Genomic DNA, 19534 nt, shown 5'->3' with positions numbered 1-19534 from the left:
GCGTTCCTGGCCGAGCACATCAACAACCGCCAGCCCGGCCGACGGATCTCCTGCCCGAAGCAGAGAACGATCGCTCAGGTGCTCCAACTGAAGAACCCGCGCCAGGTGGCGCGCTACGCCGCCGAGCTCCAGGACGTCGGCGCGGTGCGGGTCGAGGAGTACCGGTACGCCGGAGGGATGCGGCGCGGGTACCGGTACCACGTCCGCTTCAACCCGCCGGTCGGCCACGTCGGGCCGGTCGCGCTCAGCCAGTTCTACGAGGCGGCCAAGGAGGCGGATCCGGCCCCCGCTCAGGGCCGCGTAGCGGTGGCTCTTGGTAAAACCGCAGGTCACGCCGGAGGTACTGAAAACAGTACCTCCGGAGGTACTGAAAACAGCACCGCGCGCGGTGCCACCAGTAGCACCGCAAAACGAGACCAAGAAGAACGAGACCAACGAGAACGAGACGCGGCGCCTTCGGCGCGAAGCGCCCCGGACGCCCGTAGGGCACCTACAGGTAGTAGCGCGCGCGAGGCTAGCGGCTGCGCCGCGTCCGTTGCCCTCGGCGAGGAAGTTCACGGGGTGTCTCTCAGTCCCCCCGGCAAGACGAAGTCCCCGCGGCTGACCGCTGCTCAGCGGGTGCTGGTGCGCGAGGTGCTGGAGCTGCTGCCGGACGGTCTGCGGGGCGTGCCGGAGCTGGCGCGGCCGCCGCAGGTGGTGCAGGACGCGGTCCTCGAGGCGCTGGCGGTCGGCGAGCCGTGGGAGCGGACCCCAGAGCAGCTGGTGGAGTTCCGGGTGCGGCCGCGGTGGGACCGGCACTGGGCGGCCCTGCTGTTCGCCCGCGGCCTGGCGCGGCCGATCGGGCCGCTGGTGGCGATGCTGAAGCGGGACCCGCTGTGCAACGACCCGCGGTGCGACGAGCACGTCGAGGTCGACTCCGGCCAGGGGTGCCGGGTGTGCGCGTCGCTGCGGCAGGACGCCCGGGCGCAGCGGAGCACCAGGGCGCCCGCCGGGGAGGCCGAGGCGGAGCCCGCGGCCGAGGTCCCTGCGCTGCCCGCCGGAGCGGCGGTGCTGCCCGGCCAGCGCGGCGGCGACCGGGAGCGGATCCCTGCACCGGCCTGGGTGCGCGGGATCGGCGACGGGGACACCCCGAACGAGGAGTACCTGCGGCAGCGGGAGGCGCTGCGGCTGCGCCGGGCCGGTGGGTGAGCCCGCTCTCGGCCAGCCCGGTGCGCCGCTCACCGCGGGCCCGCCTGGTCGCTGGGGTCGGGCAGCGGGATGACGGTGGCGCCGCCCTGGTCCCGGCGCCGGACGCGGGCGTGTTCGAGGAGGGCGTCGGTGTCGGTGCCGGCGGCGGCCAGGCAGCGCAGGGTGGCAGTGCCCGCGGGGAGGCGGTGCGGGGTCGTAGGGGCGCAGTGCGGGACGGGCCCGGCATCCGTTCCCGTCCCGGCCTCGGGCTCGGCTTCCTGCCCGGGCCCGGGGCCCGGGCAGGGGTGGGGGTGTTGGGTGGGTGCGGGCTGCACGGTCTCGTTCCTCCAGGTGCCGGGGCTGACGGTTGATCACGATGCCTGGCTGGTGGAGGGGTTGGGAGGGCGGCGGCGTCTTCACCCGTGGCTGGGGGTGGCTTGAATACGGCTGGCCTGGGCTGGTGGCCGCGGGGTGTGGCGCGGCTCTACGCTGTGCGGTCTCGAGGGAGGGGGCCGGATGGCGGCAGGGAAGAGGCCGGGGTGGGGCCGCGTGGTGGTGTTCGGTGCGGCCATTGTGGCGGTGATCGTGATGTGGGTGGTGAGCGCGAACAGCGACGACGGGCCGCCGGCGGAGTTGCCGACGGCGCGGGGGGTGGAGCGGTCGGTGACGAGCGCGGACGTGTCGCCGTGGCCGTTCACGGTCGACAGCGGGGTGCTGCGGTGCCAGCCGGCGTCCGGGGCGGTGACGTTCCAGCCCGGTGGGAAGGGCGACAGGTACGCGCTGAACGGCGCGGCGAAAACGATCGGGTACCCGGGCGTGGAGACGTACTGGGCGCTGGACCCGCAGGCTCCGGCGGGCAGCGGGCTGCGGGTGGGCTTGACGGCGGCGATCGACGCGGGCGCCGCGCTGTGCTGAACCGTCCTGGCGGCGGGGCGGTGCGGCGTAGGCGTCTTCACCGCCCGCTGGGGCCGGGCTGAATACGGGAAGCGGGGGCGGTGCGGTGGGCGGCGGCGGGACACTCGAGGGCGTGATGGATTTCCCGAAGCTGCTGCGGATGCTGCGCCTGAACGCGGGCTTGTCGCTGGAAGGCCTGGCCGGGCGGGTGCACTACTCGCGTGGGCACGTCCACAACGTGGAGTCCGGGGCCCGGGCCGCCACCGGGGAGTTCGCGGCGGCCGCGGACCGGGCGCTGGAGGCCGGGGGCCTGCTGGAGCACCAGTGGCGGCGCGATCAGGGCCGGGCGCGAGATGCGCAGCTCGCGGGGACGATGGCGGCGGCGCTGCGGCGCTCGCAGGACCTGGCGCAGATGCCGGGCCTGGCCGTCGACGACCTGGCGGCGGATGCGGCGGATCTGGCGGTGGCGTACCTGGCGGCGCCGCCGGGGCCGATGCTGGAGCAGGCGCACCTGGTGCGGCAGGAGGTGACGGGCCGTCTGCGGCAGCGCCACCACCGGCCGCGGGAGCGCGCGGAGTTGTACGTGGCGGCGGGTCGGCTGTCGGGGGTGCTGGCGTATGCGGCGCTGGATCTGGGTGATCCGCGGGCGGCGATGGAGCACTGCCGGGCGGCGTTGCGGTGCGCGGAGTTCGCGGGCGACAGCGAGTTGCTGGTGTGGGTGCGTGGGACGCAGTCGCTGGTCGCCAGGTTCGAGCAGGACTACGCGGCGGCGGTCGCGTTCGTCGACGAGGGGCTGCGGTGCGCGCAGCGGGTGCCGGGGACGGGGCTTGCCCGCCTGCTGTGCGGGCGGGCGCAGTGCTTGGCGAACCTGGGTGACTCGGCCGGGGCGAACGATGCCCTGGATGCGGCGCGGGCGGCGCGGGAGTCCGCCGCCGGGCGGGACGCGGTTGGCGGGCTGTTCACGTTCTCCGCGGCGAAGGAGCGCTACTACGCCGGGTCGGCGCTGATCTGGCTGCCGGGCAGGGCGGACAACGAGCGCGCCGCGGCGGAGGCGGAGGCGGCGATCGCGTTGTGGCAGGAGCAGGGCCCGGCGGAGCGGTCGGTGGACGACGAGCACCTGGCGCAGGTGTACTTGGCCACCGCGCGGGCGCAGCTGGGGGATGTGGAGGGTGCGGCGGCTGCGGTGGAGCCGGTGCTGTCGCTGCCGGCGGAGTTGCAGATCTCGTGGATCGTCAAGCGCATGGGGCGGCTGGCCGGGATTCTGCAGGGGCAGCGGTTCGCGGGCAGCCGGGCCGCCGCGGAGACGGTGGAGGCGATCCGCGCCGCGGGCTGAGCATCCCTCTGTGGCGCCGGGCCCGGCAGCACGCCGACCGTCCGGCCCGTCCTGTCCGGCCCGTCCCAGCTTGGCCAGGCGAGGCGAGGCGGACTTGGCTGGGCAGCGTGCTGCCGGGCGGTCAGTTCTCCGGGTCGGCTCCGGCCATGATGAGGCGCTGGACGTCGTCGCGGCGCACGACCATGGCTCCGCCGGCGCCCGGGTAGTAGGTCGCTGGCGTCGCCTGCCGCGGGTGCTCGCGGTGCAGGCGGCGGTCCAGTTCGCAGCGGGCTTCGTCGAGCGCCGTGATGGCCTTCTGCAGCATCCGGGCCGCGGCACCGTCGGCCCCGGTGCGGGCGTAGGCGTTCTCCAGGCGGACCTTTCGCTCGAGGATCTCGTTGCGGATCCCCGTGAGGACCGCGCCGAAGTCCTCGTGCTCGGCGAGGGTCAGGGGCGTCTTCGTGGGCATGGCCCTGATCGTCGCGGACCGGGCGCCGCCTTGGTGGGCGAAGCTGCCGGAGGTCACCCGATCGGAGCCGTGCCCGGCGGCAGGGCCCGGGCGCCGGGTCAGTACGGCGCGGGCCCGCTCCCGGTGACGACGACCAGCGTGCTGCCGGCGGAGCGGCTGGTGCAGATGACCGTTCCGACCGATCCGTCCGGCAGCGTCAACAGGGCCTGGTGCGCCGCAAAGACCGTCCAGGCGTCGACTTCGTCGTCGAAGTGCAGACGGCCCGCCCAGGAGCGGAGGGCCCCGGTGCGGTCGGTGCGCAGCTCGGCGCGCACGTCGACGGTGGTGGTCTCGGTGGTGACCGTGGCCGGTCCCGAGTAGCTGTCCATGGGCAGAGCGTAGGGGCCGGGTCGGACGGTCCTGGCCCGGCCCGCCGAGGGGTGTCCGGTCAGCAGGGCGGGGGTGCCCACTCGGGCTTGTAGCCGAGCCGGTCGGCGTACGGCAAGGCCAGCAGGCGAAGCGTCGGACACGGGAACGCATGCTCAGGGAACTGGGGTGGTTCGCAGGATCGGCACACCGTGGTGGTGTCGAAGTACCGAGCACCCGCCCCACCGCGCAAGACCACAGGTGCATGCAGCGCCACGATCCGCCGCTTGGCGGCGACGTCGGCCAGCATCTGCTGGGGGTGGTGGTGGGCAGTGTGGACGCTTGAGGCGGCGGTCATGCACAGGATGCTGGTGCCCTCGCAGTCCCACAGCGGTTCGCCGTCCGCGGCGAAGACCATGCCGCTGCCTTGGCCGGTCCGAAGCCCGGAGTCCTCGCGCGTGCTCGCGCTCGCGCGCCAGGGCCCGGGATCCGCGGCGTGCGCGGCCCGCGCGATCCGTTCGGCCTCGTCGAAGCGTTGGCCCAGGAACAGCAGCAGGGCCTGGGCTTGGGGGTCGGTGCTGAGCGCGGAGAGGTCCATCATGCCTCCGGGGTCTGGGGCGGGCGGCCGACGCCGACGATGGTGATCCGGTAGGCGCCGGTGTGCGGGTCGGGCAGGGGGCCGCGGATCAGCGCCTGGGCTTCGTTGCCGTCGGTCAGGCGCAGGGTGAGCGGGCCGTCGAGGCACTCCAGCAGCAGGCGCCCGACGTGTTCGGGTTCGACGGTGGCGGTGCCACCCCAGGAGCGCCGGTCGGCCAGTACCTGCTCCAGGGTGCAGATGCTGAGCCCGTAGCCGCGGTGGGCATCCTCGCGCAGGTCGACGTCGGTCAGCAGGATCGTCCCGGCGCCGGTGATGAGGGTCGCGGTGCCGGTGCAGCGGAACCCGGCGTCGCGCACCGCCTCGTCGGTGGCGCGGCGGTGGGCTTCGACGAGGTCGGCTGCGGTCGGGCTGCTGCCCGCGTGGAGGCCTTGGGCTTCGAGGAGGATCTCGCTGGCCCGGCGCCGGGAGAGGCCGAGGTTCGCTGCGGCGAGGCGGTAGTCCTCGAGCGCCAGGGCGCCTTCGAAGGCGGTGCGGAACATGCTGGCGACGCCGCCGTGGAAGGCGACGTAGGAGCCGAGGGTCTTGAAGACGTGGGCTGCGGCCGCGAAGCCAGCCAGGGCCTCCTTCGCGGAGGTCCCGCACCGTACGAGAGCGGTCGAGGCGGGATGCGGTCGGTCGTCGGGGCCGGGCGGGGTGGTGGGCACGTCAGCTCTCCTGGTTCGGGCTGTCGGTGGCGGGGGGCGAGCATCGTGCGGGCATTCCTTGGCTGACGGGGCGAGGGCCCCGCTGTTGTCCGGGGGTCAGCCGCGGTTCCGCGGCAGGTACTTGGACAGGTGACGCCAGGTGCTTCCGTCGTCCTTCGCGCTGGGGGCGGGAACGGGTGCGACGTGCTGGCTCTGGCGGACGGGCGGTTGGTGGCAGCCGCAGGGGCGGTCACCGCCAGCGCAGGGCCAGCAGAACAGCTTGCCCTGGTAGTTCTCGTAGAAGGCCCGGCCGCTGTGCTCGGTTGTGCCGCACTCGCAGCAGCGCTGTTCGGTCTGCAGGTTGGTGATCTGGTCGGGGCCGAAGCCGAAGCCCCACGGCCGGATGTAGACCTGGCCGATCGGTGTCATCTCGGGGCCGAGGGGTGCCGGGAGCGGGGTCGCTGCGGGCGTGCCGTTGATGACGGCGAGCTGGTCGCCGTAACGGACGACGGTGTCGATGCGCGGGTGCACGGGGTTCGGCGGGAGGAGCAGGAGTTCCACGTCGAGGCTGATGGTGGCGACAACGGCGAGACGTTCGGGGTGCTGCCGATCGGCGGGGCGGATGCTGTCGGGCATGGGCGGTCTCCTGACGGACGTCAGCGGTTAGGTGGCGGGGTGCTGGCGGGCTGGTAGTCAGCGATGTCGCGGAGGTTGACCGCGGCACAGTCGGCCTTGCGGGGCTTCTCGCGGGCCGGGATGTATGGCTCTTCGGCCAAAGCAGCTTCGGCCCGGGCCCGCGCCTCGGCCTCCTGGGCGGCGGCGGACGGTTCGGTCGTCACCGGCGGCCGCGCTTCTTGCCGGCTCGGGCGATGGCGCGGCGGGTCTCCCGGTTCGGGTGGCACGGCTGTAGCTCGTTGTGGCCCGGGGCGACAGTGTCGGGGACGACCTGCTCGACCGGGCGGACGGTGGTGTCCCAGGTGGCCCCAGGGCTCGGGGCGTGTTCGCGGGTCATGGCTGCGGCTCCTGTCCGGGAGGGCTGAACCGCCGCTGCGGGGGCTTTGGCAGCCGCGGGGTGGAGGTGTAGACGACGCTGGAACCGTGACGTTCCCACAGCAGCGGGGTGCCGTTGTTGCCGAGAATGATGCCGAGGTCATCGGGCTGGTCGAGGTTCACGACACCTCTCCCAGCCAGTAGACGGCGCCGGTGTTGATGGCCAGGTGCATCGTGTTGTCGGCGATGATCATCAGCCAGACGGCCATCCACACCGGCTTCTCCGGCGGGTAGCCGGTGGCCGAGCACTCCGCCCACGGCTGCCGCCACTGCTTCGGGGCCACCAGGTTCTTGGCCCAGCAGACGTGCCGGGCGAGCCGGTACCGGTCGAGAACGGCGTGCGTCACCACGATTGTTGAACGACTCTCAAGATGCCGACGAGAGCGGCGGTTTGGGGGCATGATGTGCGCCGATCAGATTCGGAGCATGTCCGGGAGGGCCCCAGGTTCGTTTGGGGCGGCACCTTGCCGACGAAGGGCATGCGAAGGCCCTCCCGGTTGTCTTTTGGCGGAGTCGCCCGGGAGGGCCGTGTAGCGCGCGGAGGCGCTGTGCTCACGGTAGGGGCGAACGCGGTTGAGGTCGAGGGGCGACTTGCCAACTCTGAGTTGGCGTGCCCGGATTGCGGGGATTTGCTGGCTCCTTGGGGGTGGGCCCGGTCACGGGTCCTGCGGACCGGGTCGGGGCGGGTGGAGGTGCGGCCGAGGCGGACTCGGTGCGTGGGCTGCGGCGTCTCGCATGTCCTTCTTCCGGTGTTCGTGCTGGTCAGGAGGGCGGATCTGGCGGAGGTGATCGGGGCCGCGCTGGCGGCGAAGGCGGCCGGGGCCGGGGCGAGGGTGATCGCCCAGGTGATCGGGCGGCCGGTGGAGACGGTCCGCGGCTGGTTGCGGCGCTTCGCCGGCCAGGCCGAGGAGGTCCGGGTCGCCTTCACGGTGCTGCTGGTGGACACCGGCCTCGATCCGGTGCCGCCGGCGGCCGCGGCGACGCCGTTCGCGGACGCGGTCGCGGCGGTGTTCGGGGCGCGTTCGGCGGTCGCCTCGCGCTGGCCGGACGTCGGCGAGGTGTCGCCCTGGTGGCTGGCCTGCGCGGTCACCGGCGGGAGGCTGCTGGCCCCTTCCCGTCCTTGATCAACGATCAACACGAGCCGCCCCTGATGTTCGAGCGGCGGGTCCTGCGAGCCTTCGCAGGACCTGTCATGTGATGACCCATCAGGAAGCGCGCGTTGACGAACACCGACACTGACCAGGCAACACGCGCGGAACGGGCGATGCAGATCGGCCTGTTCCGCTACATGCTGATCCGGGAGGCAGCCGATCCGACCCTGACCGGCCGCCAGCGCGGCGCGCTGGTGCGCGCTCTCGCCGGCGTCCCGCACACCGACCCCGAGGGACGGACCGTCTGGATCACCCGCTGGACGCTGGACCGGTGGATATCGGAGTGGCGCCGGGGCGGCTTCGACGCCCTGGTCCCCTCCACCCGCCAGTCCCAGCCCCGCACCCCGCCCGAGGTGTTCGAGGTCGCCCGGGCCTTGAAGAAGGAGAACCCGTCCCGGTCGGCCGCGCAGATCCGCCGGATCCTGTCGGCCCAGCACGGCTGGGCGCCGGACGAGCGCACGATCCAGCGGATGTTCGTCCGCGAGGGCCTGACCAGCCTGAAGGCCCCGAAGGAGCCGGCCGTCTTCGGCCGGTTCGAGGCCGACCGGCCGAACGAGATCTGGACCGGCGACGCCCTGCACGGGCCCAGGATCGGCGGCCGCAAGACCTACCTGTTCGCGTTCGTCGACGACCACTCCCGGGCCGTCGTCGGGCACCGCTGGGGCTTCGCGGAGGACACCGTCCGCCTGGCCGCGGCGCTTCGTCCGGCGCTGGCCGCGCGCGGCGTCCCCGAGTACGTCTACGTCGACAACGGCTCGGCGTTCGTGGACTCCTGGCTGCTCAAGGCATGCGCGAAGCTCGGGATCAAGCTGGTGCACTCCGCGCCGGGACGACCGCAGGGCCGGGGCAAGATCGAACGGTTCTTCCGCACCGTCAACGGCGAGTTCACCGTCGAGATCGCCTCCGGCGACGGCGAGCCAGGCCGCGAGCTGCGGGACCTGGCGGAGATGAACCGCCTGTTCACGGCCTGGGTCGAGAACGTCTACCACCGCCGCGTCCACTCCGAGACCGCCATGGCCCCCCTCGCCCGGTGGATGGCCGGCGCCCCGTTCCCGGTCCCGGCCCCGGCCGACCTCGCGGAAGCCTTCCGCTGGTCCGAGCACCGCACCGTCTCCAAGACCGGCCTGGTCTCGCTGCACGGCAACCGCTACCAGGTCGACCCGGTCCTGGTCGGGCGCCGCATCGAGCTGGTCTTCGACCCGTTCGACCTGACCTTCCTGCGGGTGCGCTCCGAGGGCCTGGACGCGGGCACCGCGCTGCCGTTCCAGATCAGCCGCCACTCCCACCCCAAGGCCCGCCCCGAGGTCCCCGCGGAGGAGCCGAAGCCGACCACCGGCATCGACTACCTCGGCCTGATCGACACCCGGCACTCGGCCGAACTCGCCGACAAGGTCAACTACGCCGCGTTCGGCTGGGCGACCGCCCCGCCGGTCATCGACCTCGCGGCCGACCCCGAATAGCCCCTTGACCAGCCACTTCATCCACTGAGGATCAGCGTGATCGAGAAACTGCAGGCCCACTACGGCTTCAGCAAGACCCCGTTCGGCCGCGACCTTGCCCCCGGCATGCTCCATCGGCACGCCTCCCACAACGAGGCGGTCGCCCGCATCAGCTGGTGCGTCACCGAGCGGTCCATCGGCGTGGTGACCGGCGAGGTCGGCGCCGGCAAGACCGTCTCCGTCCGCACCGCGCTGGCCGGCCTCGACCCGTCGAAGTTCACGATCATCTACCTGCCGAACCCGATGATCGGCGTCCGCGGCATCCACGAGGAGATCGTCAACGCCTTCGGCCAGACCCCCGCCCACCTCGGCTCGCGCCTGATGGTCCAGGCCACCAAGGCCCTGATGTCCGAACGCGAGGAGCGCGGACGCACCCCGGTCCTCGTCCTGGACGAGGCCCACCTGCTGGCCTACGAGGCCCTGGAGGCGGTGAGGATGCTCACCAACCACGGCATGGACCAGGAGTCGCCCCTGTCCTGCCTGCTGGTCGGCCAGCCGACCCTCCGCCGGACCATGAAGCTCGCGGTCCTGGCCGCTCTCGAACAACGCACTGCCCTCCGTTACACGATGCCTGGGATGACCTCCAGCGAGACGGCCAGCTACATCTCCCATCACCTGAAGCTCGTCGGGCGCCCGGACCAGCTGTTCACCGAGGACGCCGTCTCCTTGATCCACACCACCTCGCGCGGCTTCCCGCGGGCGGTCAACAACCTGTCGCTCCAGTCGCTCGTCGCCGCGTTCGCGGCCGGCAAGAGCCTCGTCGACGAGGCATCGGCCCGCTCAGCGGTCAGCGAGGTGATCGACTGACCGACCGGCACCTTGCCGACGAACGACGACACTTCGCGACGAACACCCCGCCGGAACCCCTCCCGGCGGGGTGTTCTCACCTCACGACGTCGGCATCGTGAACGCCCGCTTCATGGGGATTTTCAGCGTCGGGCAACACCCGGTGGCGTCGGCCAGGCGCTTGAGCGGCAGGCGCCTGTCAGCGACGTAGTGGGTGGCCATCGAGAGGGCGAGCGCAGCGGCGACGCGGCCGGGGCGCAGGTTGAGGCCGAGGAGCTTGGAGCCGGCCAGCAGCGCGGCGGCCTGGGTGGCGCCGTAGGAGGCGACGTGTGCGGCGCAGGCCCGGCGGCCGGCCGCGCTGGACTGGCCCTCGACGTGGTCGTGCTGCCCCTTGGTGGCGGCCTGGTGGTCGCTCTGGACCCAGTGATCGGCGATGTCCGCGGCGGCGCGGAGGAGGATGGCGGTGGCGGCGAAGCGAGCGGCGGCGGTGTTCATGGGGTGGTGTCCTCTCCGGTTCGGCTTTGTGCGTGGGAGTCGGGCCCGGGGCGGCCGGCTGGTTGCGGCCTGTGACGGCCGCCCCGGGGCGGGGTTCAGGCGCGAGCGCGGCGCGGGGCCGGGCGGCGGCGGTTGAGCCGGGTCCACAGGGCGCCGGTCCCGGCCTGCAGGCCGAGGTAGGCGATCAGCGCCGAGCCGGCGGTGACGGCGGCGAGCATGCTGCGGTTGTCGCCGTCGACCGGGGCCCACAGCAGGACGGCCAGCGCGATGGCGGCGGTCACGGTCTGGATGGCCTTGTCGGTGACCTTGCGGACCTTGCGCGGCATCTTCGCCATCGGGGGTTCCCTCCCTCGCTGCCGTAGGGTTTTCCCTACAGCTCCTAATGTAGGGTCAGCCCTACATGCTGGCAAGGGAGTTGCCCATGATTCTTTCCGCAATCCCGGAATCCCGGGACTCCGGAACGCCTCGTCCCGGCGCTGTCCCAGCACCCGTGAAGCACTCCCACCAGGGAAAATAGGCTGGGACAGTCCCAGGACCGTCCCAGCAGAACGGGCGAAAAGGACCCCCTGGGACACGCCGTCTCAGGGGCCGGAGCCGTCAACCCTGGGTGGGCGGCGTCCCCCTACCAGGTACCCAACCGCCGCAGCCGGCACGGCTTTCCAGGCCTGTCACCCGATCCGGCGACCTGCCGTCGGTGCGATGTGCCACGGTCAGCACATGACCTCCCGCACCGCCGCCGCACCCGCCCGGGCCAAGCGCCTCACCGCGGCCGACCTGCCCATCCGGATCCCGTTGATCGACGGCGAGACCCTGCTGTCCTTCACCGCCCGCACCGCCGCCGCCAACGGCCTCGACACCGCCCGACTGCTGAAGGCCCTTCACGCCGGCCGCGCGAGCTTCCCGGCCGGCCCGCAGCCGCAGAAGCTGGAGGCCCGCCTCACCGCCGCGGCCCTGGAGCGCCTCGCGCACCTCACCGGCCGCACCCCGGACGAACTCCGGCACGCCCTGCCCGGCGCCCGCCCCGGCCGACTCCTGGACGACCAGGCCGCCGCCACCCGCCTCACCCCGTGGCCCGACGAACCGGGCCGGGCCCCGCTGCCCGCCTGCCCGCTGTGCATGGAAGACGGCGCCTGGCTGGAGGCCTCCGGCCACCGCTGGCTCCCCTGCCCCTGCGGGCGGCGCTGGCTGGCCGGCGACGACGACGGCTACCTCATCGACACCACCCCCCTGCCGGACCTCGGCCGCGCCCTGGCCCGCCACCACGCCCTCTTCGACCGGCTCGGCTACGCCGGTGACGCCCTGGTCGCCGACGCCCACCAGGTCACCCTCTGGTGGTGGGTCAGCCGCCAGGTCGCCCAGGACACCTGGCGGACGCGGGAGGATGCCATCGGCTTCGCCCGCCACCGTCGCCGGGCCGCTCCCGCCGTCGTCTATCCCGAGGCGCTCCAGCTCGCCGATGCGATGGACCGCTGGGAGCAGCAGCGCGGAAGTCGCCGCGCCGACGAGCGGGCCTGGCTTGCCTACGTCGCCCAGAAGCTGGCCGCGCCCGGCATCGCCGACGGCGGCCGGGAGGCGGAGCCGCTGCGGCATTGGCTCGCCCTGCATCCCGCCGCCACGTCGGCCGCCGACCGCTGGGAGCAGCTGCCCACTCTCCACCACCACCCCCACCACAGCCGGCTGTTCGAGGTGAACTCCTGCCTGCGCTGGACGTACGGCAGGCCGCTCACCACCGTGGAGGCGCTCTGCCCGCACTGCAACGGCCGCGCCGCGACCTGCCTGTGGGCGCCGGCCGACGACTGCCCCCAGAAGCCGGAGCAGCTCACACCGGCGTGATGGGGCCGCGGGACTGCGCAGTTGCGGGACCGCGCAGTCGCTCACGCTCCAGCCTGCGGCGCTGGCCCTGCACGACGGGCCCCAGGCGCTCGCGCTCGAAGGCGATCGAGCGGAGGATCTCCTGCAACTCCTCGTCCGGGCGGGCGTCGGGGTCCTCCACGTCCGGGTTGACGCCCTCGGCGATCGCCCGGATCAGCTGCACCTCGTCCGCTCCGGCCGCGAGCGCCGCCCGGACCAGGTGCTCCTCCGTTCCGTGGTTCAACTGGCGCTCCTCGCAGACGCCGAATGCCCAGGACCGCACCTCCCACAGCGCCTGGCGGGCGTCGTCGAAGGCGGTGTGCCGTCCGCACCGCCCGTCGAATTCCACGTGCCACCCGCAGCCCGCGGCGCCGCACAGTTCCCAGACGTCCCCCTGGCTCAGGCCGACCTCGAAGCGCCGCCCGCCGACGCGCACCTGCACGTCGTGGCCGGGGCTCAGCTCCTCGACGGCCAGGTCGTCGTCCAGGCCTGCGCGGCGAGGGCCGCGGGCGAGCGCGCCGACGAGCTGGAGCACGCTGTCGTAGGGCACCGGCGTGCCGAGCAGCTGCGAGAAGAACCGGGCGGGGACGGTACAGACCTCGCACTCGCGGCAGTCCCAGCCGAAGCCCTCGGGCCAGCACGGCCCCCGGTAGGCGGGCTGGGTGGAGCACTCCAGCAGCAGCATGCCCACCGTGAGGTGGGCGGTGTCCGCGCGGACGGCGCGCAGCGCGTCGGCGTAGCGGATCTGGGCCTGCTCGGCGAGGGCGCGGGCGCGCTTGCTGGCGGTGGTCTGGCGCTTGGTCACGGTCAACTCCGCATCCGGCGGCGGCCCACGCTCCCCGCCGGCGAAGGACGACCTGGTGAAGGGAGGAGAAGTCGGTGCCCGCGGGTCCCGGGAGACCTTGGCCATCGGCGTCACCCGGCGGCGTGGGCGCCGGTGACAGTGGCTCGGGCGGTGCGCGTCCAGCCCTCGGCGGGAACTGTAGCGCAGCACCGGCAGGCCGACCCCCTCCCCGCGTGGGTGTTCACCCGCGCGTCGGGATCGGCGGCATTGCGCAGTTCCGGGACTCCTCCATCCCGGTAGCGTGACCGGCATGCCGAAGAAGAAGCTCCTGCTCCCACCCGAAGGCCGGCGCATCGGCGTCTTCGGCAAGGGAGGCACAGGCAAGACCACGACCCTCGGGCACCTGCTCGCCCACTGGTCCGACAAGGGAATCCCCGTCGCGGCCTCCGACCAGGACGTGCCCGGCGACGGCGAGGTCGGCTCGCTGCTCACCTGGGCCCGCCTGCAGAACCTGGGGGGCCTCGTCCACCCGGCCATCAAGCACGACCAGCTGAGGGAGGAGTCCCGTAAGCACACCCCGCCCGGCGGGATCTTCGCCATCGACACCGACGCCTGGCGCAGGATCGCCGGTGGCCCGCACTTCACCGCACTCGCCTCCGTCGACCTGGCGGTGCTCTTCATGAAGCCCACCAACATGGAACTCGAACGAGGCGGGTCGATTTTCGAGGCGGTCGACCACCTCAAGGCCGTCGGCGCCCCCAACGTCCCGCGCCTGGTCGTCGTCCTGTCGATGGTCAACAGGTCGGCCAAGTCCCACAGCCAGACCCGAGCCTCCCTCGTCAACGAAGACCTGCACGTCCTGGAGACGATGATCCCGCTCTCCGACGCCGAGGACGGCTACGCCCAGTCCTTCCCCGGGCCGATCCGGCTGGTGGACGGCTCCCCGATGGACGACCTCGCCACCGAACTCCTGGAAGAGATGATCAAGTGAGCAACACCGCGAAGGGCACCCAGCCCGCGAAGAAGACGCCTGCGGCGAAGAAGGCCGCCGCAGGCGTCGAGGGCAAGTCCGCTGCCCTTCGGAGAGGACGCGCAGCCCGCACTCTGGGAGGAGGGCCCTCCGCAGCAGCTCCCGTTCCGCAGCCCGCCGAGCCCGCCACCCCGGCACCCGCGCCGAATCCCTCCCCCGCGCCCACCCGCCGGGCACCCGACGGCGAAGGCCGTCGAGGACACCTGCGCAAGATGAGCCTGGAGATGACCCCCGACGAGCACTACCAGCTCCACAGCTGGCTGCTCACCGCCTTCGGCTCCACCGCGAAGGCGACCCCCGTCCTCAAGGCGATGCTCCAGGAGGCCTACCACGACACCGCCTTCACCGACCGCGTCCGCAAGCGCCTCCAGCGCGAAGCCGCCGGCCAGGCCTGACCGCCCTTCTCCCGAGGTCCCGGAGCATCCCCGCTCCGGGACCTTCGCGCTGCCCGGCACGAGTGACGGACCGTGAACAACCAAGCCGGGCCACCCCCTCCCCGCGTCCGCCGGAGAGAGGGCGAGCTGACCCTGACCTCGACCCTGCGCGTTTTCTCTCTTACGTACCTGCGAAAAGAACGAGAACTACGAGAACTACGAGAACCATGCAGGTCAGAGGCATGGAAACCGGAGGGCCTCTGAGATCAGCGCGGAGAACGAGAACCATGCAGGTCAGAGGCCCTTTGATTCTGACCGGCCAGGGTGGGCGGTCCAGGTCCGCAAGGCGCTGACCTGCACGGTTCTCGTAGTTCTCGTTCTCCGGACCCGGATCGAGAACCAGATCGAGAACCAGCGAGGTGCTTGACAGCCCCGATAGGATCGCCACCAGGCACGCAGAGCGGCCACCAGGGCGGGTCCAGGTTCTCGATCCGGTTCTCGTTCTCGTTCTCCAGACCCTGAGCGGCCCTGTGCCCGACCTACCGGTGTAGGTCGGGCACAGGGCCGCTCAGGGTTGGGAGTGCGGATCAGGCTCGCAGCTCACGACCCGTCAGCCAGGTCAGGTACTCCTGGCGGACGTACGCGCGGGCGCCGTCCGGGCCACCGCGCCACTCCACCGAGCCGGGCGGGTACGGGCCGGCCACCTCGTCGCCGTGCTCCAGGTCGTGCGTCATCAGCCGCGCGGCCGACTCCCGCGCCGCCTCCAGGTCGCCGTCGTTGCGGGTCATCCACCACTGCCGGTCGTCCACCGCGGCCAGGCGCAGCAGCACCTCCCGCCGCTCCGCCATGCTGGCGGGCGGGTAGAAGGCCGACCGGTGCCCCGGCTCCAGCTCCCGCAGCAGCCTTGCCACGGTCACGGCCTCCGGGCCGAACTCCGGCGCCTCGGCGTAGGCCTCGTCGGCGCTGGGGGCGTCGAACGCGAGGTACGTCATCGTGCTTTCCTTCCCGTCCGCGGTTCAGGCGCGGCGCAGTTCGTGGCTGTGGCAGAGGGTGGGGCCGATGAGCAGCCCGATGCCGTTGACGGTCCATCGGCCCGCGGTCAGGGGGCCGGGCTCGACCTCGTCCACGATGTACCCGGTGCGGCCGATCGCCCGCGGGTCGTCCTCGCACGCGACGATGAGCACCTTGTCGCCGGCGTTGAACATGGGGTTCCTCCCAAGTGGGGTCAGAGGGGCGGCGCTGGGCCGCCCCTGAAATGTTCGGCAGTCCCGTGATCCCGGGACTGAGGGACGATCGCCTTGCGCCCGGCAACCCTCCCGGATCCATGGCCCCGGCCGGTGTTCTCCGACCGGGGCCGCACCGTGCTTGGCTACGCGGGCTCGACCTCTTCGGGGAAGAACCCGTACTTCTGCCCGGGGGCGGCCGGCTCCGATCCGCTCAGCCCGGCCACGATGACCGTCTCGCCGACGTAGCCGCTCACCTGCCCGACCTGCCCGACGAACGAGTGCGCCCCGTCCCCCGGGTAGGAGTCGCTGGAGACCCGCACCGAGTCGCCCTGCCTGAACCTGCCTGCCATCACGTTCTCCAATCGAGAGATCCTGCGGTCCCGCACTCCCGGGACCCCGATGCCACCCGGCCCGACGACCGGAAACCTACGACGCCGCGCCCGAGCGCTCCGCCTCGTCCCGGAGCCGCAGCTCGGCGAGGGTGATCCGGTGGACGACGCCCTTGCGCTGCTCGCGCAGGATCGTCACGTCCTTGCCCAGGTGGTCCCGGATCTCCTGCTCGCGCCGCTCGGCGTACGCGAAGGCCTCCGGGTCGGTGCGCAGGGTGCGCAGGAACGCGCCCTTGCCGCCCCGCACGCACAGTCCGCGGCAGTTGTTGTGGCTGTGGCCGTCGCGGTACAGCTGCGGGATCTCGATCCCGCACGCCCTGGCCTCCTCGAACAGCTCCTCCTTGCCGGCGGGCTGCTCGTCCCACTCGGCGACGGGGAAGACCACCGGCCAGGGAGACCAGCCGCGCACGATGGACGGCATGCGGGCCCGGTCGTGCGCGGTGCCCTCGATGCCGACGTACAGGACGGTGTCGTCCGGGTCGCAGTTCGCCTCGATCCAGTCCCGGCAGGGCTTCTGCTTGAGCCAGTAGCTGCACGGCGCGAGCCGGTTGTTGCCCAGGTACCTGACGTTCAGGAACACGTCCCACGGGTCGCGGCCCTCGGGGTCGGCGACCACGGTCAGCGGCACCTGGAAGTGCGCGGCGACGTCGTCGGCGAACCTCCACAGGTCGGGGTGCTCGGCGTGCGCGTCGGCGATCAGCAGCACCATGTCGTCGGTGCCGTGCCGCTCGGCGACGCGCAGGGCGGCGGCGAACGAGCCGATCCCGCCGCTGAACTGCACCACGTGCCTCATCAGCTCTCCTCTCACAATTTTTAAGTCCCGGGATTCCGGGACTGCGCGATCCGGTCTGAGGCCTTGCCGGTGCGTTTGCGGTCAGCCGCGCAACGAGCCCAGCAGTGCCCGCCGACGGCGCGGGGCCCGGGGCGGCTCGGGCAGGGCCGGGGAGGCGGACTCGATGGCGGCCTGCTCCGGAACGACCAAGGCGACCCGGGCCGACAGCGGCGTCGACTGCTGGCGGCTCGCCCCCGCAGCCATCGCCACACCCCTGTAGCCCTCGGCGACCTTCTCGGCGGCGTCCAGGATCCGCCGGGCCTCCGCCACGCTGGTCACCCGCCACTCGTGCCGGACCGGCTCGTCCTGGCCCACAGCACCGAGCGGCAGCATCAGCTCCACCGCCAGCAGGACGGGCAACGCGCCCGCCTCGGGCGAGAAGGGCCTGTCCGGGCCCGCGTCCACGGCGTACGCCCGCAGGGTCGACTTGGCCGCCCACAGGATCTGGCCGGCGCTCTCGGTCGTCCGAGCCGACCAGCGGTACTCGATCGTGCTCTGCATGGTGGATTCCTCTCTTCCGGAAATGAGCTGTCCCGCAATCCCGGGACAGTGGGAACAGCAGTCAGGCGACCGGGTCCGGCGCGGGCCGGTACTTGCCGCGGAACAGCGCGCCGAGGGTGCAGTCCGCCACCCCGGCCTCCTTGGCCAGAGCGGTGATGGTCGCGCCGGCCTGCCAGTGCTCCCGCAGCTCCTCGACCTCGGATACGGTCAGCCGGCGGTGCCCGCTGGACGCGCCGCCCGACCGGCTGTGCACCCGGGTGGGCCGCCACACCTTCGATGGGGCCTCGCCCTCGTGCCAGGCCTGGAGGAAGTGGCGGCGCCCGTCCTGGACGAGCTTGTTGAACGTCCCCTGACTCCGGCCGCAGGCCTTCGCCCCCAAGGCGTAGTCCCCCGTGGCCGCCAGCGCGCCCAGCGCCTGGCGCTCCGAGGGGCGCAGCGTCGGCCAGATCTGCGCGAGCGCGGCCCGCTCGATGACCCGGGCCTCCGGCGACGGGGTCGGGCCGCCGTGCCAGTAGCGCTGGTAGGCGGGCATCGACTCCCGGCCCGCGCCGAGGTTCTTCTCCACGTAGCCGTGGTGGTGCAGCTCGTCGCGAACCGAGCTGGCGATGGCGGTGTGGGCGGCCTGGAGCAGCTGGAGCGTGGTCGGCGCGCTCTCGGCGGAGCACAGGTGCTCCACGATCGCGCCCCACGCGGTCTCCAGCTGCTCGGCGATCGTGCCGGTCGCGTGCCAGAAGCCGCGGCGGACGGCGAGGCGCGTGATGCGGCTGAGGTGGTCGACGGTGTATCCGTGCCGGACTTCCTGCCCACCGGCGGGCAGAACCGCGTTCCAGGCCATGAGGACTCCCTTACGACAGCTGACGGATCATCGGATAGAAGAGTTGAGGAATCCCGGGATTCCGGGACCGAGGGATCTAGGAGACGGCGAGCAGTAGCCCGCCGACCAGGCGCAGCAGGGCCCCGGCGATCAGGAACGGCGAGCGCACCAGCACCGCCAGGGCTGAGCAGCCCACGGACTTCGCCAGCAGCGAGGCGACCACCGCGTAGGCGACGCCGGCCGCCGTGGGCGGCGAGATGGTCCCGCACCGGTAGGCCCACAGGGCCGCGAGGGCGGCGCCGAGCGCGGACAGGACGGTGATCACGTTCAGGGTGGGTCGGTCGATACTCACGATGCCCCTCCTCCGGGCCCGTGCGCAGTCCCGCAGTCCCGGGACTCCACAGCTGCGTCAGTAGTCCTCGGCGTCGAGTTCGTCGACCAGCTCGACGTCGCACCAGCGGCACGGAACCCCGGCCTGGTCCAGCTCGCGGTGCAGCAGCTGGCCCGCCAGGCCCGCCACCACCAGCACGACCGTGAGCGGACCGGCCGACACCCGCAACCACTCCGGCACACCGAGGTCGGTGACGTCCAGCGTTCCGACGGCGAGGATCGGCAGCAGTGCGGCGATGCTGTTGTGCCGCAGCCAGGTCAGGGCCGAGCGCAACCGCCAGGACCGGATCACCAGAAGGAGGTTCATGCTCAACCCTTCGTTTGTCTGGCCAGACGGGTTCTTGTGCACAGATTGGCCAGGTGGGACGGTAGGTGTAGTGCAAGATGTAGTGCATCATGCAGGGCCAAGTTGGCTGCACACATGAAGCATAGAGCTAAGCATGGACTCATGTATAGAGGGAGGTATATTGTCTAGCGCAGACGACAAGGAGAGGGATGACATGATCGAGGAACTGGACGCTCTACTGAAGCCCTCCAAGAGGGACCTTCCGGGGCCCGAGGACCGCGTCCGTATCCGAAAGGCGGGGGGCATCCGCCAGGAAGACCTCGCCGAGGTGCTGAAGGTCAGCCGGCTCAGCGTCAGCATGTGGGAACAGGGCAAAACCGAGCCCAGCGGCGCGAACCGGCAGAAGTACGTCCGCGCGCTGAGGCACATCGCGGAGAGCGTCGGAGTTCCTTGGGAGTCTGATGAGACGGACGACGGTCCAACCGGCGAGTAAGAACGAAGAAGCTCTACAGCGCTGCTGGGCAGCGAAGAGGGGGCGGCACCAAGTGCCGCCCCCCCAAACCACATATCAAAATAACACAACAAAAAACAAATCACAAACCCAGCAA

At 72.2% G+C, this 19534-nt stretch carries 31 protein-coding genes; 10 read left to right on the top strand and 21 right to left on the bottom strand.

The window, feature by feature from the left end:
- The first annotated feature begins 561 nt into the window (after window positions 1-561).
- The gene (locus ACWEO5_RS02345) at window positions 562-1188 is read left to right on the top strand and encodes a hypothetical protein (protein WP_452159337.1); all 627 of its coding nucleotides are present in this window, start codon (window positions 562-564) and stop codon (window positions 1186-1188) included.
- A gap of 29 nt (window positions 1189-1217) precedes the next feature.
- Here the strand turns inward: ACWEO5_RS02345 and ACWEO5_RS02340 are convergent, their stop codons facing one another.
- Window positions 1218-1502 (bottom strand): hypothetical protein, encoded by a 285-nt coding sequence (locus ACWEO5_RS02340; protein WP_452159335.1) that lies wholly within the window; start codon window positions 1500-1502, stop codon window positions 1218-1220.
- A 181-nt stretch (window positions 1503-1683) separates the two neighbouring features.
- Between ACWEO5_RS02340 and ACWEO5_RS02335 the strand changes: the two genes are divergently transcribed.
- Together ACWEO5_RS02335 and ACWEO5_RS02330 are read left to right on the top strand one after the other, a co-directional pair.
- Window positions 1684-2082 (top strand): hypothetical protein, encoded by a 399-nt coding sequence (locus ACWEO5_RS02335; RefSeq protein ID WP_452159333.1) that lies wholly within the window; start codon window positions 1684-1686, stop codon window positions 2080-2082.
- A 115-nt stretch (window positions 2083-2197) separates the two neighbouring features.
- On the top strand, window positions 2198-3394 hold the full coding sequence (locus ACWEO5_RS02330) for a helix-turn-helix domain-containing protein (protein WP_452159610.1): 1197 nt from the start codon (window positions 2198-2200) through the stop codon (window positions 3392-3394).
- Between the two features lie 121 nt (window positions 3395-3515).
- Here ACWEO5_RS02330 and ACWEO5_RS02325 read toward each other — a convergent pair whose 3' ends face one another.
- The 9 genes from ACWEO5_RS02325 to ACWEO5_RS02285 all read right to left on the bottom strand — a co-directional run bounded on the left by ACWEO5_RS02325 (window position 3516) and on the right by ACWEO5_RS02285 (window position 6865).
- A complete protein-coding gene (locus tag ACWEO5_RS02325) occupies window positions 3516-3842 on the bottom strand; it encodes a hypothetical protein (RefSeq protein WP_452159331.1) in 327 nt (108 codons plus the stop codon).
- A 98-nt stretch (window positions 3843-3940) separates the two neighbouring features.
- The gene (locus ACWEO5_RS02320) at window positions 3941-4210 is read right to left on the bottom strand and encodes a DUF4873 domain-containing protein (RefSeq protein WP_452159330.1); all 270 of its coding nucleotides are present in this window, start codon (window positions 4208-4210) and stop codon (window positions 3941-3943) included.
- Window positions 4211-4269: 59 nt separating this feature from the next.
- Window positions 4270-4788 (bottom strand): DUF6221 family protein, encoded by a 519-nt coding sequence (locus ACWEO5_RS02315; protein WP_452159328.1) that lies wholly within the window; start codon window positions 4786-4788, stop codon window positions 4270-4272.
- Window positions 4785-5489: a hypothetical protein gene (locus tag ACWEO5_RS02310; protein ID WP_452159326.1), complete on the bottom strand. Its 705-nt coding sequence runs from the start codon at window positions 5487-5489 to the stop codon at window positions 4785-4787. The genes ACWEO5_RS02315 and ACWEO5_RS02310 overlap by 4 nt, the downstream gene beginning before the upstream one ends.
- Window positions 5490-5585: 96 nt before the next feature.
- Entirely contained in the window at window positions 5586-6104 is a 519-nt protein-coding gene (locus ACWEO5_RS02305; RefSeq protein ID WP_452159324.1) for a hypothetical protein, read from the bottom strand.
- A 20-nt stretch (window positions 6105-6124) separates the two neighbouring features.
- Entirely contained in the window at window positions 6125-6307 is a 183-nt protein-coding gene (locus ACWEO5_RS02300; RefSeq protein WP_452159322.1) for a hypothetical protein, read from the bottom strand.
- Window positions 6304-6480 carry a hypothetical protein gene (locus ACWEO5_RS02295; RefSeq protein ID WP_452159320.1) on the bottom strand — a complete coding sequence of 59 codons (177 nt, stop codon included), beginning with the start codon at window positions 6478-6480 and terminating at the stop codon, window positions 6304-6306. The genes ACWEO5_RS02300 and ACWEO5_RS02295 overlap by 4 nt, the downstream gene beginning before the upstream one ends.
- Entirely contained in the window at window positions 6477-6641 is a 165-nt protein-coding gene (locus ACWEO5_RS02290; protein ID WP_452159318.1) for a hypothetical protein, read from the bottom strand. The genes ACWEO5_RS02295 and ACWEO5_RS02290 overlap by 4 nt, the downstream gene beginning before the upstream one ends.
- Entirely contained in the window at window positions 6638-6865 is a 228-nt protein-coding gene (locus ACWEO5_RS02285; RefSeq protein ID WP_452159316.1) for a hypothetical protein, read from the bottom strand. The genes ACWEO5_RS02290 and ACWEO5_RS02285 overlap by 4 nt, the downstream gene beginning before the upstream one ends.
- A 402-nt stretch (window positions 6866-7267) precedes the next feature.
- Between ACWEO5_RS02285 and ACWEO5_RS02280 the strand changes: the two genes are divergently transcribed.
- The 3 genes from ACWEO5_RS02280 to ACWEO5_RS02270 all read left to right on the top strand — a co-directional run bounded on the left by ACWEO5_RS02280 (window position 7268) and on the right by ACWEO5_RS02270 (window position 9975).
- The gene (locus ACWEO5_RS02280) at window positions 7268-7642 is read left to right on the top strand and encodes a hypothetical protein (protein ID WP_452159314.1); all 375 of its coding nucleotides are present in this window, start codon (window positions 7268-7270) and stop codon (window positions 7640-7642) included.
- Window positions 7643-7737: 95 nt separating this feature from the next.
- Window positions 7738-9129 carry a DDE-type integrase/transposase/recombinase gene (locus ACWEO5_RS02275; protein ID WP_452159312.1) on the top strand — a complete coding sequence of 464 codons (1392 nt, stop codon included), beginning with the start codon at window positions 7738-7740 and terminating at the stop codon, window positions 9127-9129.
- Window positions 9130-9165: 36 nt separating this feature from the next.
- Window positions 9166-9975, top strand: coding sequence for an ExeA family protein (locus ACWEO5_RS02270; protein WP_452159310.1), 810 nt, complete (start codon window positions 9166-9168; stop codon window positions 9973-9975).
- Window positions 9976-10056: 81 nt separating this feature from the next.
- On the opposite strand, the gene ACWEO5_RS02265 is transcribed toward ACWEO5_RS02270, so the two are convergent.
- Together ACWEO5_RS02265 and ACWEO5_RS02260 are read right to left on the bottom strand one after the other, a co-directional pair.
- Window positions 10057-10449: a hypothetical protein gene (locus tag ACWEO5_RS02265; RefSeq protein WP_452159308.1), complete on the bottom strand. Its 393-nt coding sequence runs from the start codon at window positions 10447-10449 to the stop codon at window positions 10057-10059.
- Window positions 10450-10544: 95 nt separating this feature from the next.
- Window positions 10545-10784: a hypothetical protein gene (locus ACWEO5_RS02260; protein ID WP_452159306.1), complete on the bottom strand. Its 240-nt coding sequence runs from the start codon at window positions 10782-10784 to the stop codon at window positions 10545-10547.
- Between the two features lie 382 nt (window positions 10785-11166).
- On the opposite strand from ACWEO5_RS02260, the gene ACWEO5_RS02255 reads away from it, so the two are divergent.
- Complete coding sequence (locus ACWEO5_RS02255; RefSeq protein ID WP_452159304.1) at window positions 11167-12282, top strand: TniQ family protein; 1116 nt, start codon at window positions 11167-11169, stop codon at window positions 12280-12282.
- Here the strand turns inward: ACWEO5_RS02255 and ACWEO5_RS02250 are convergent.
- Window positions 12269-13105 carry a hypothetical protein gene (locus ACWEO5_RS02250; protein WP_452159303.1) on the bottom strand — a complete coding sequence of 279 codons (837 nt, stop codon included), beginning with the start codon at window positions 13103-13105 and terminating at the stop codon, window positions 12269-12271. The genes ACWEO5_RS02255 and ACWEO5_RS02250 overlap by 14 nt on opposite strands.
- A 289-nt stretch (window positions 13106-13394) precedes the next feature.
- On the opposite strand from ACWEO5_RS02250, the gene ACWEO5_RS02245 reads away from it, so the two are divergent.
- Together ACWEO5_RS02245 and ACWEO5_RS02240 are read left to right on the top strand one after the other, a co-directional pair.
- Window positions 13395-14075, top strand: coding sequence for a nucleotide-binding protein (locus ACWEO5_RS02245; RefSeq protein WP_452159301.1), 681 nt, complete (start codon window positions 13395-13397; stop codon window positions 14073-14075).
- 251 nt (window positions 14076-14326) lie between these two features.
- Window positions 14327-14509: a hypothetical protein gene (locus ACWEO5_RS02240; RefSeq protein ID WP_452159299.1), complete on the top strand. Its 183-nt coding sequence runs from the start codon at window positions 14327-14329 to the stop codon at window positions 14507-14509.
- 566 nt (window positions 14510-15075) lie between these two features.
- On the opposite strand, the gene ACWEO5_RS02235 is transcribed toward ACWEO5_RS02240, so the two are convergent.
- From ACWEO5_RS02235 to ACWEO5_RS02200, 8 genes are all read right to left on the bottom strand, one after another.
- The gene (locus ACWEO5_RS02235; RefSeq protein ID WP_452159297.1) at window positions 15076-15480 is read right to left on the bottom strand and encodes a hypothetical protein; all 405 of its coding nucleotides are present in this window, start codon (window positions 15478-15480) and stop codon (window positions 15076-15078) included.
- Window positions 15481-15504: 24 nt separating this feature from the next.
- Window positions 15505-15693 carry a hypothetical protein gene (locus tag ACWEO5_RS02230; protein WP_452159295.1) on the bottom strand — a complete coding sequence of 63 codons (189 nt, stop codon included), beginning with the start codon at window positions 15691-15693 and terminating at the stop codon, window positions 15505-15507.
- A 164-nt stretch (window positions 15694-15857) separates the two neighbouring features.
- Entirely contained in the window at window positions 15858-16064 is a 207-nt protein-coding gene (locus tag ACWEO5_RS02225; RefSeq protein WP_452159293.1) for a hypothetical protein, read from the bottom strand.
- 76 nt (window positions 16065-16140) lie between these two features.
- Window positions 16141-16896, bottom strand: coding sequence for a hypothetical protein (locus tag ACWEO5_RS02220; protein WP_452159291.1), 756 nt, complete (start codon window positions 16894-16896; stop codon window positions 16141-16143).
- Between the two features lie 81 nt (window positions 16897-16977).
- A complete protein-coding gene (locus ACWEO5_RS02215; protein WP_452159289.1) occupies window positions 16978-17436 on the bottom strand; it encodes a hypothetical protein in 459 nt (152 codons plus the stop codon).
- A gap of 61 nt (window positions 17437-17497) precedes the next feature.
- Window positions 17498-18271: a hypothetical protein gene (locus ACWEO5_RS02210; RefSeq protein ID WP_452159287.1), complete on the bottom strand. Its 774-nt coding sequence runs from the start codon at window positions 18269-18271 to the stop codon at window positions 17498-17500.
- A gap of 76 nt (window positions 18272-18347) precedes the next feature.
- Entirely contained in the window at window positions 18348-18602 is a 255-nt protein-coding gene (locus tag ACWEO5_RS02205; protein ID WP_452159285.1) for a hypothetical protein, read from the bottom strand.
- 57 nt (window positions 18603-18659) lie between these two features.
- Window positions 18660-18947 carry a hypothetical protein gene (locus tag ACWEO5_RS02200; protein WP_452159283.1) on the bottom strand — a complete coding sequence of 96 codons (288 nt, stop codon included), beginning with the start codon at window positions 18945-18947 and terminating at the stop codon, window positions 18660-18662.
- A 193-nt stretch (window positions 18948-19140) separates the two neighbouring features.
- Here ACWEO5_RS02200 and ACWEO5_RS02195 point away from each other — a divergent pair, with 193 nt between their 5' ends.
- Complete coding sequence (locus ACWEO5_RS02195; protein ID WP_452159281.1) at window positions 19141-19419, top strand: helix-turn-helix transcriptional regulator; 279 nt, start codon at window positions 19141-19143, stop codon at window positions 19417-19419.
- Window positions 19420-19534 lie beyond the last annotated feature (115 nt).

It is taken from the genome of Kitasatospora sp. NPDC004272, from assembly GCF_053603035.1.
Note: the sequence above shows the minus strand (reverse complement) of the source record. Positions and strands in the feature narration are given on the sequence as shown.

Coding starts and splice junctions, on each gene's coding strand:
- ACWEO5_RS02335 (WP_452159333.1), top strand. CDS start 1,684: ATGGCGGCAGGGAAGAGGCCGGGGTGGGGCCGCGTGGTGGTGTTCGGT.
- ACWEO5_RS02330 (WP_452159610.1), top strand. CDS start 2,198: ATGGATTTCCCGAAGCTGCTGCGGATGCTGCGCCTGAACGCGGGCTTG.
- ACWEO5_RS02325 (WP_452159331.1), bottom strand. CDS start 3,842: ATGCCCACGAAGACGCCCCTGACCCTCGCCGAGCACGAGGACTTCGGC.
- ACWEO5_RS02320 (WP_452159330.1), bottom strand. CDS start 4,210: ATGGACAGCTACTCGGGACCGGCCACGGTCACCACCGAGACCACCACC.
- ACWEO5_RS02315 (WP_452159328.1), bottom strand. CDS start 4,788: ATGATGGACCTCTCCGCGCTCAGCACCGACCCCCAAGCCCAGGCCCTG.
- ACWEO5_RS02305 (WP_452159324.1), bottom strand. CDS start 6,104: ATGCCCGACAGCATCCGCCCCGCCGATCGGCAGCACCCCGAACGTCTC.
- ACWEO5_RS02295 (WP_452159320.1), bottom strand. CDS start 6,480: ATGACCCGCGAACACGCCCCGAGCCCTGGGGCCACCTGGGACACCACC.
- ACWEO5_RS02265 (WP_452159308.1), bottom strand. CDS start 10,449: ATGAACACCGCCGCCGCTCGCTTCGCCGCCACCGCCATCCTCCTCCGC.
- ACWEO5_RS02260 (WP_452159306.1), bottom strand. CDS start 10,784: ATGGCGAAGATGCCGCGCAAGGTCCGCAAGGTCACCGACAAGGCCATC.
- ACWEO5_RS02255 (WP_452159304.1), top strand. CDS start 11,167: ATGACCTCCCGCACCGCCGCCGCACCCGCCCGGGCCAAGCGCCTCACC.
- ACWEO5_RS02245 (WP_452159301.1), top strand. CDS start 13,395: ATGCCGAAGAAGAAGCTCCTGCTCCCACCCGAAGGCCGGCGCATCGGC.
- ACWEO5_RS02240 (WP_452159299.1), top strand. CDS start 14,327: ATGAGCCTGGAGATGACCCCCGACGAGCACTACCAGCTCCACAGCTGG.
- ACWEO5_RS02235 (WP_452159297.1), bottom strand. CDS start 15,480: ATGACGTACCTCGCGTTCGACGCCCCCAGCGCCGACGAGGCCTACGCC.
- ACWEO5_RS02230 (WP_452159295.1), bottom strand. CDS start 15,693: ATGTTCAACGCCGGCGACAAGGTGCTCATCGTCGCGTGCGAGGACGAC.
- ACWEO5_RS02225 (WP_452159293.1), bottom strand. CDS start 16,064: ATGGCAGGCAGGTTCAGGCAGGGCGACTCGGTGCGGGTCTCCAGCGAC.
- ACWEO5_RS02220 (WP_452159291.1), bottom strand. CDS start 16,896: ATGAGGCACGTGGTGCAGTTCAGCGGCGGGATCGGCTCGTTCGCCGCC.
- ACWEO5_RS02215 (WP_452159289.1), bottom strand. CDS start 17,436: ATGCAGAGCACGATCGAGTACCGCTGGTCGGCTCGGACGACCGAGAGC.
- ACWEO5_RS02210 (WP_452159287.1), bottom strand. CDS start 18,271: ATGGCCTGGAACGCGGTTCTGCCCGCCGGTGGGCAGGAAGTCCGGCAC.
- ACWEO5_RS02200 (WP_452159283.1), bottom strand. CDS start 18,947: ATGAACCTCCTTCTGGTGATCCGGTCCTGGCGGTTGCGCTCGGCCCTG.
- ACWEO5_RS02195 (WP_452159281.1), top strand. CDS start 19,141: ATGATCGAGGAACTGGACGCTCTACTGAAGCCCTCCAAGAGGGACCTT.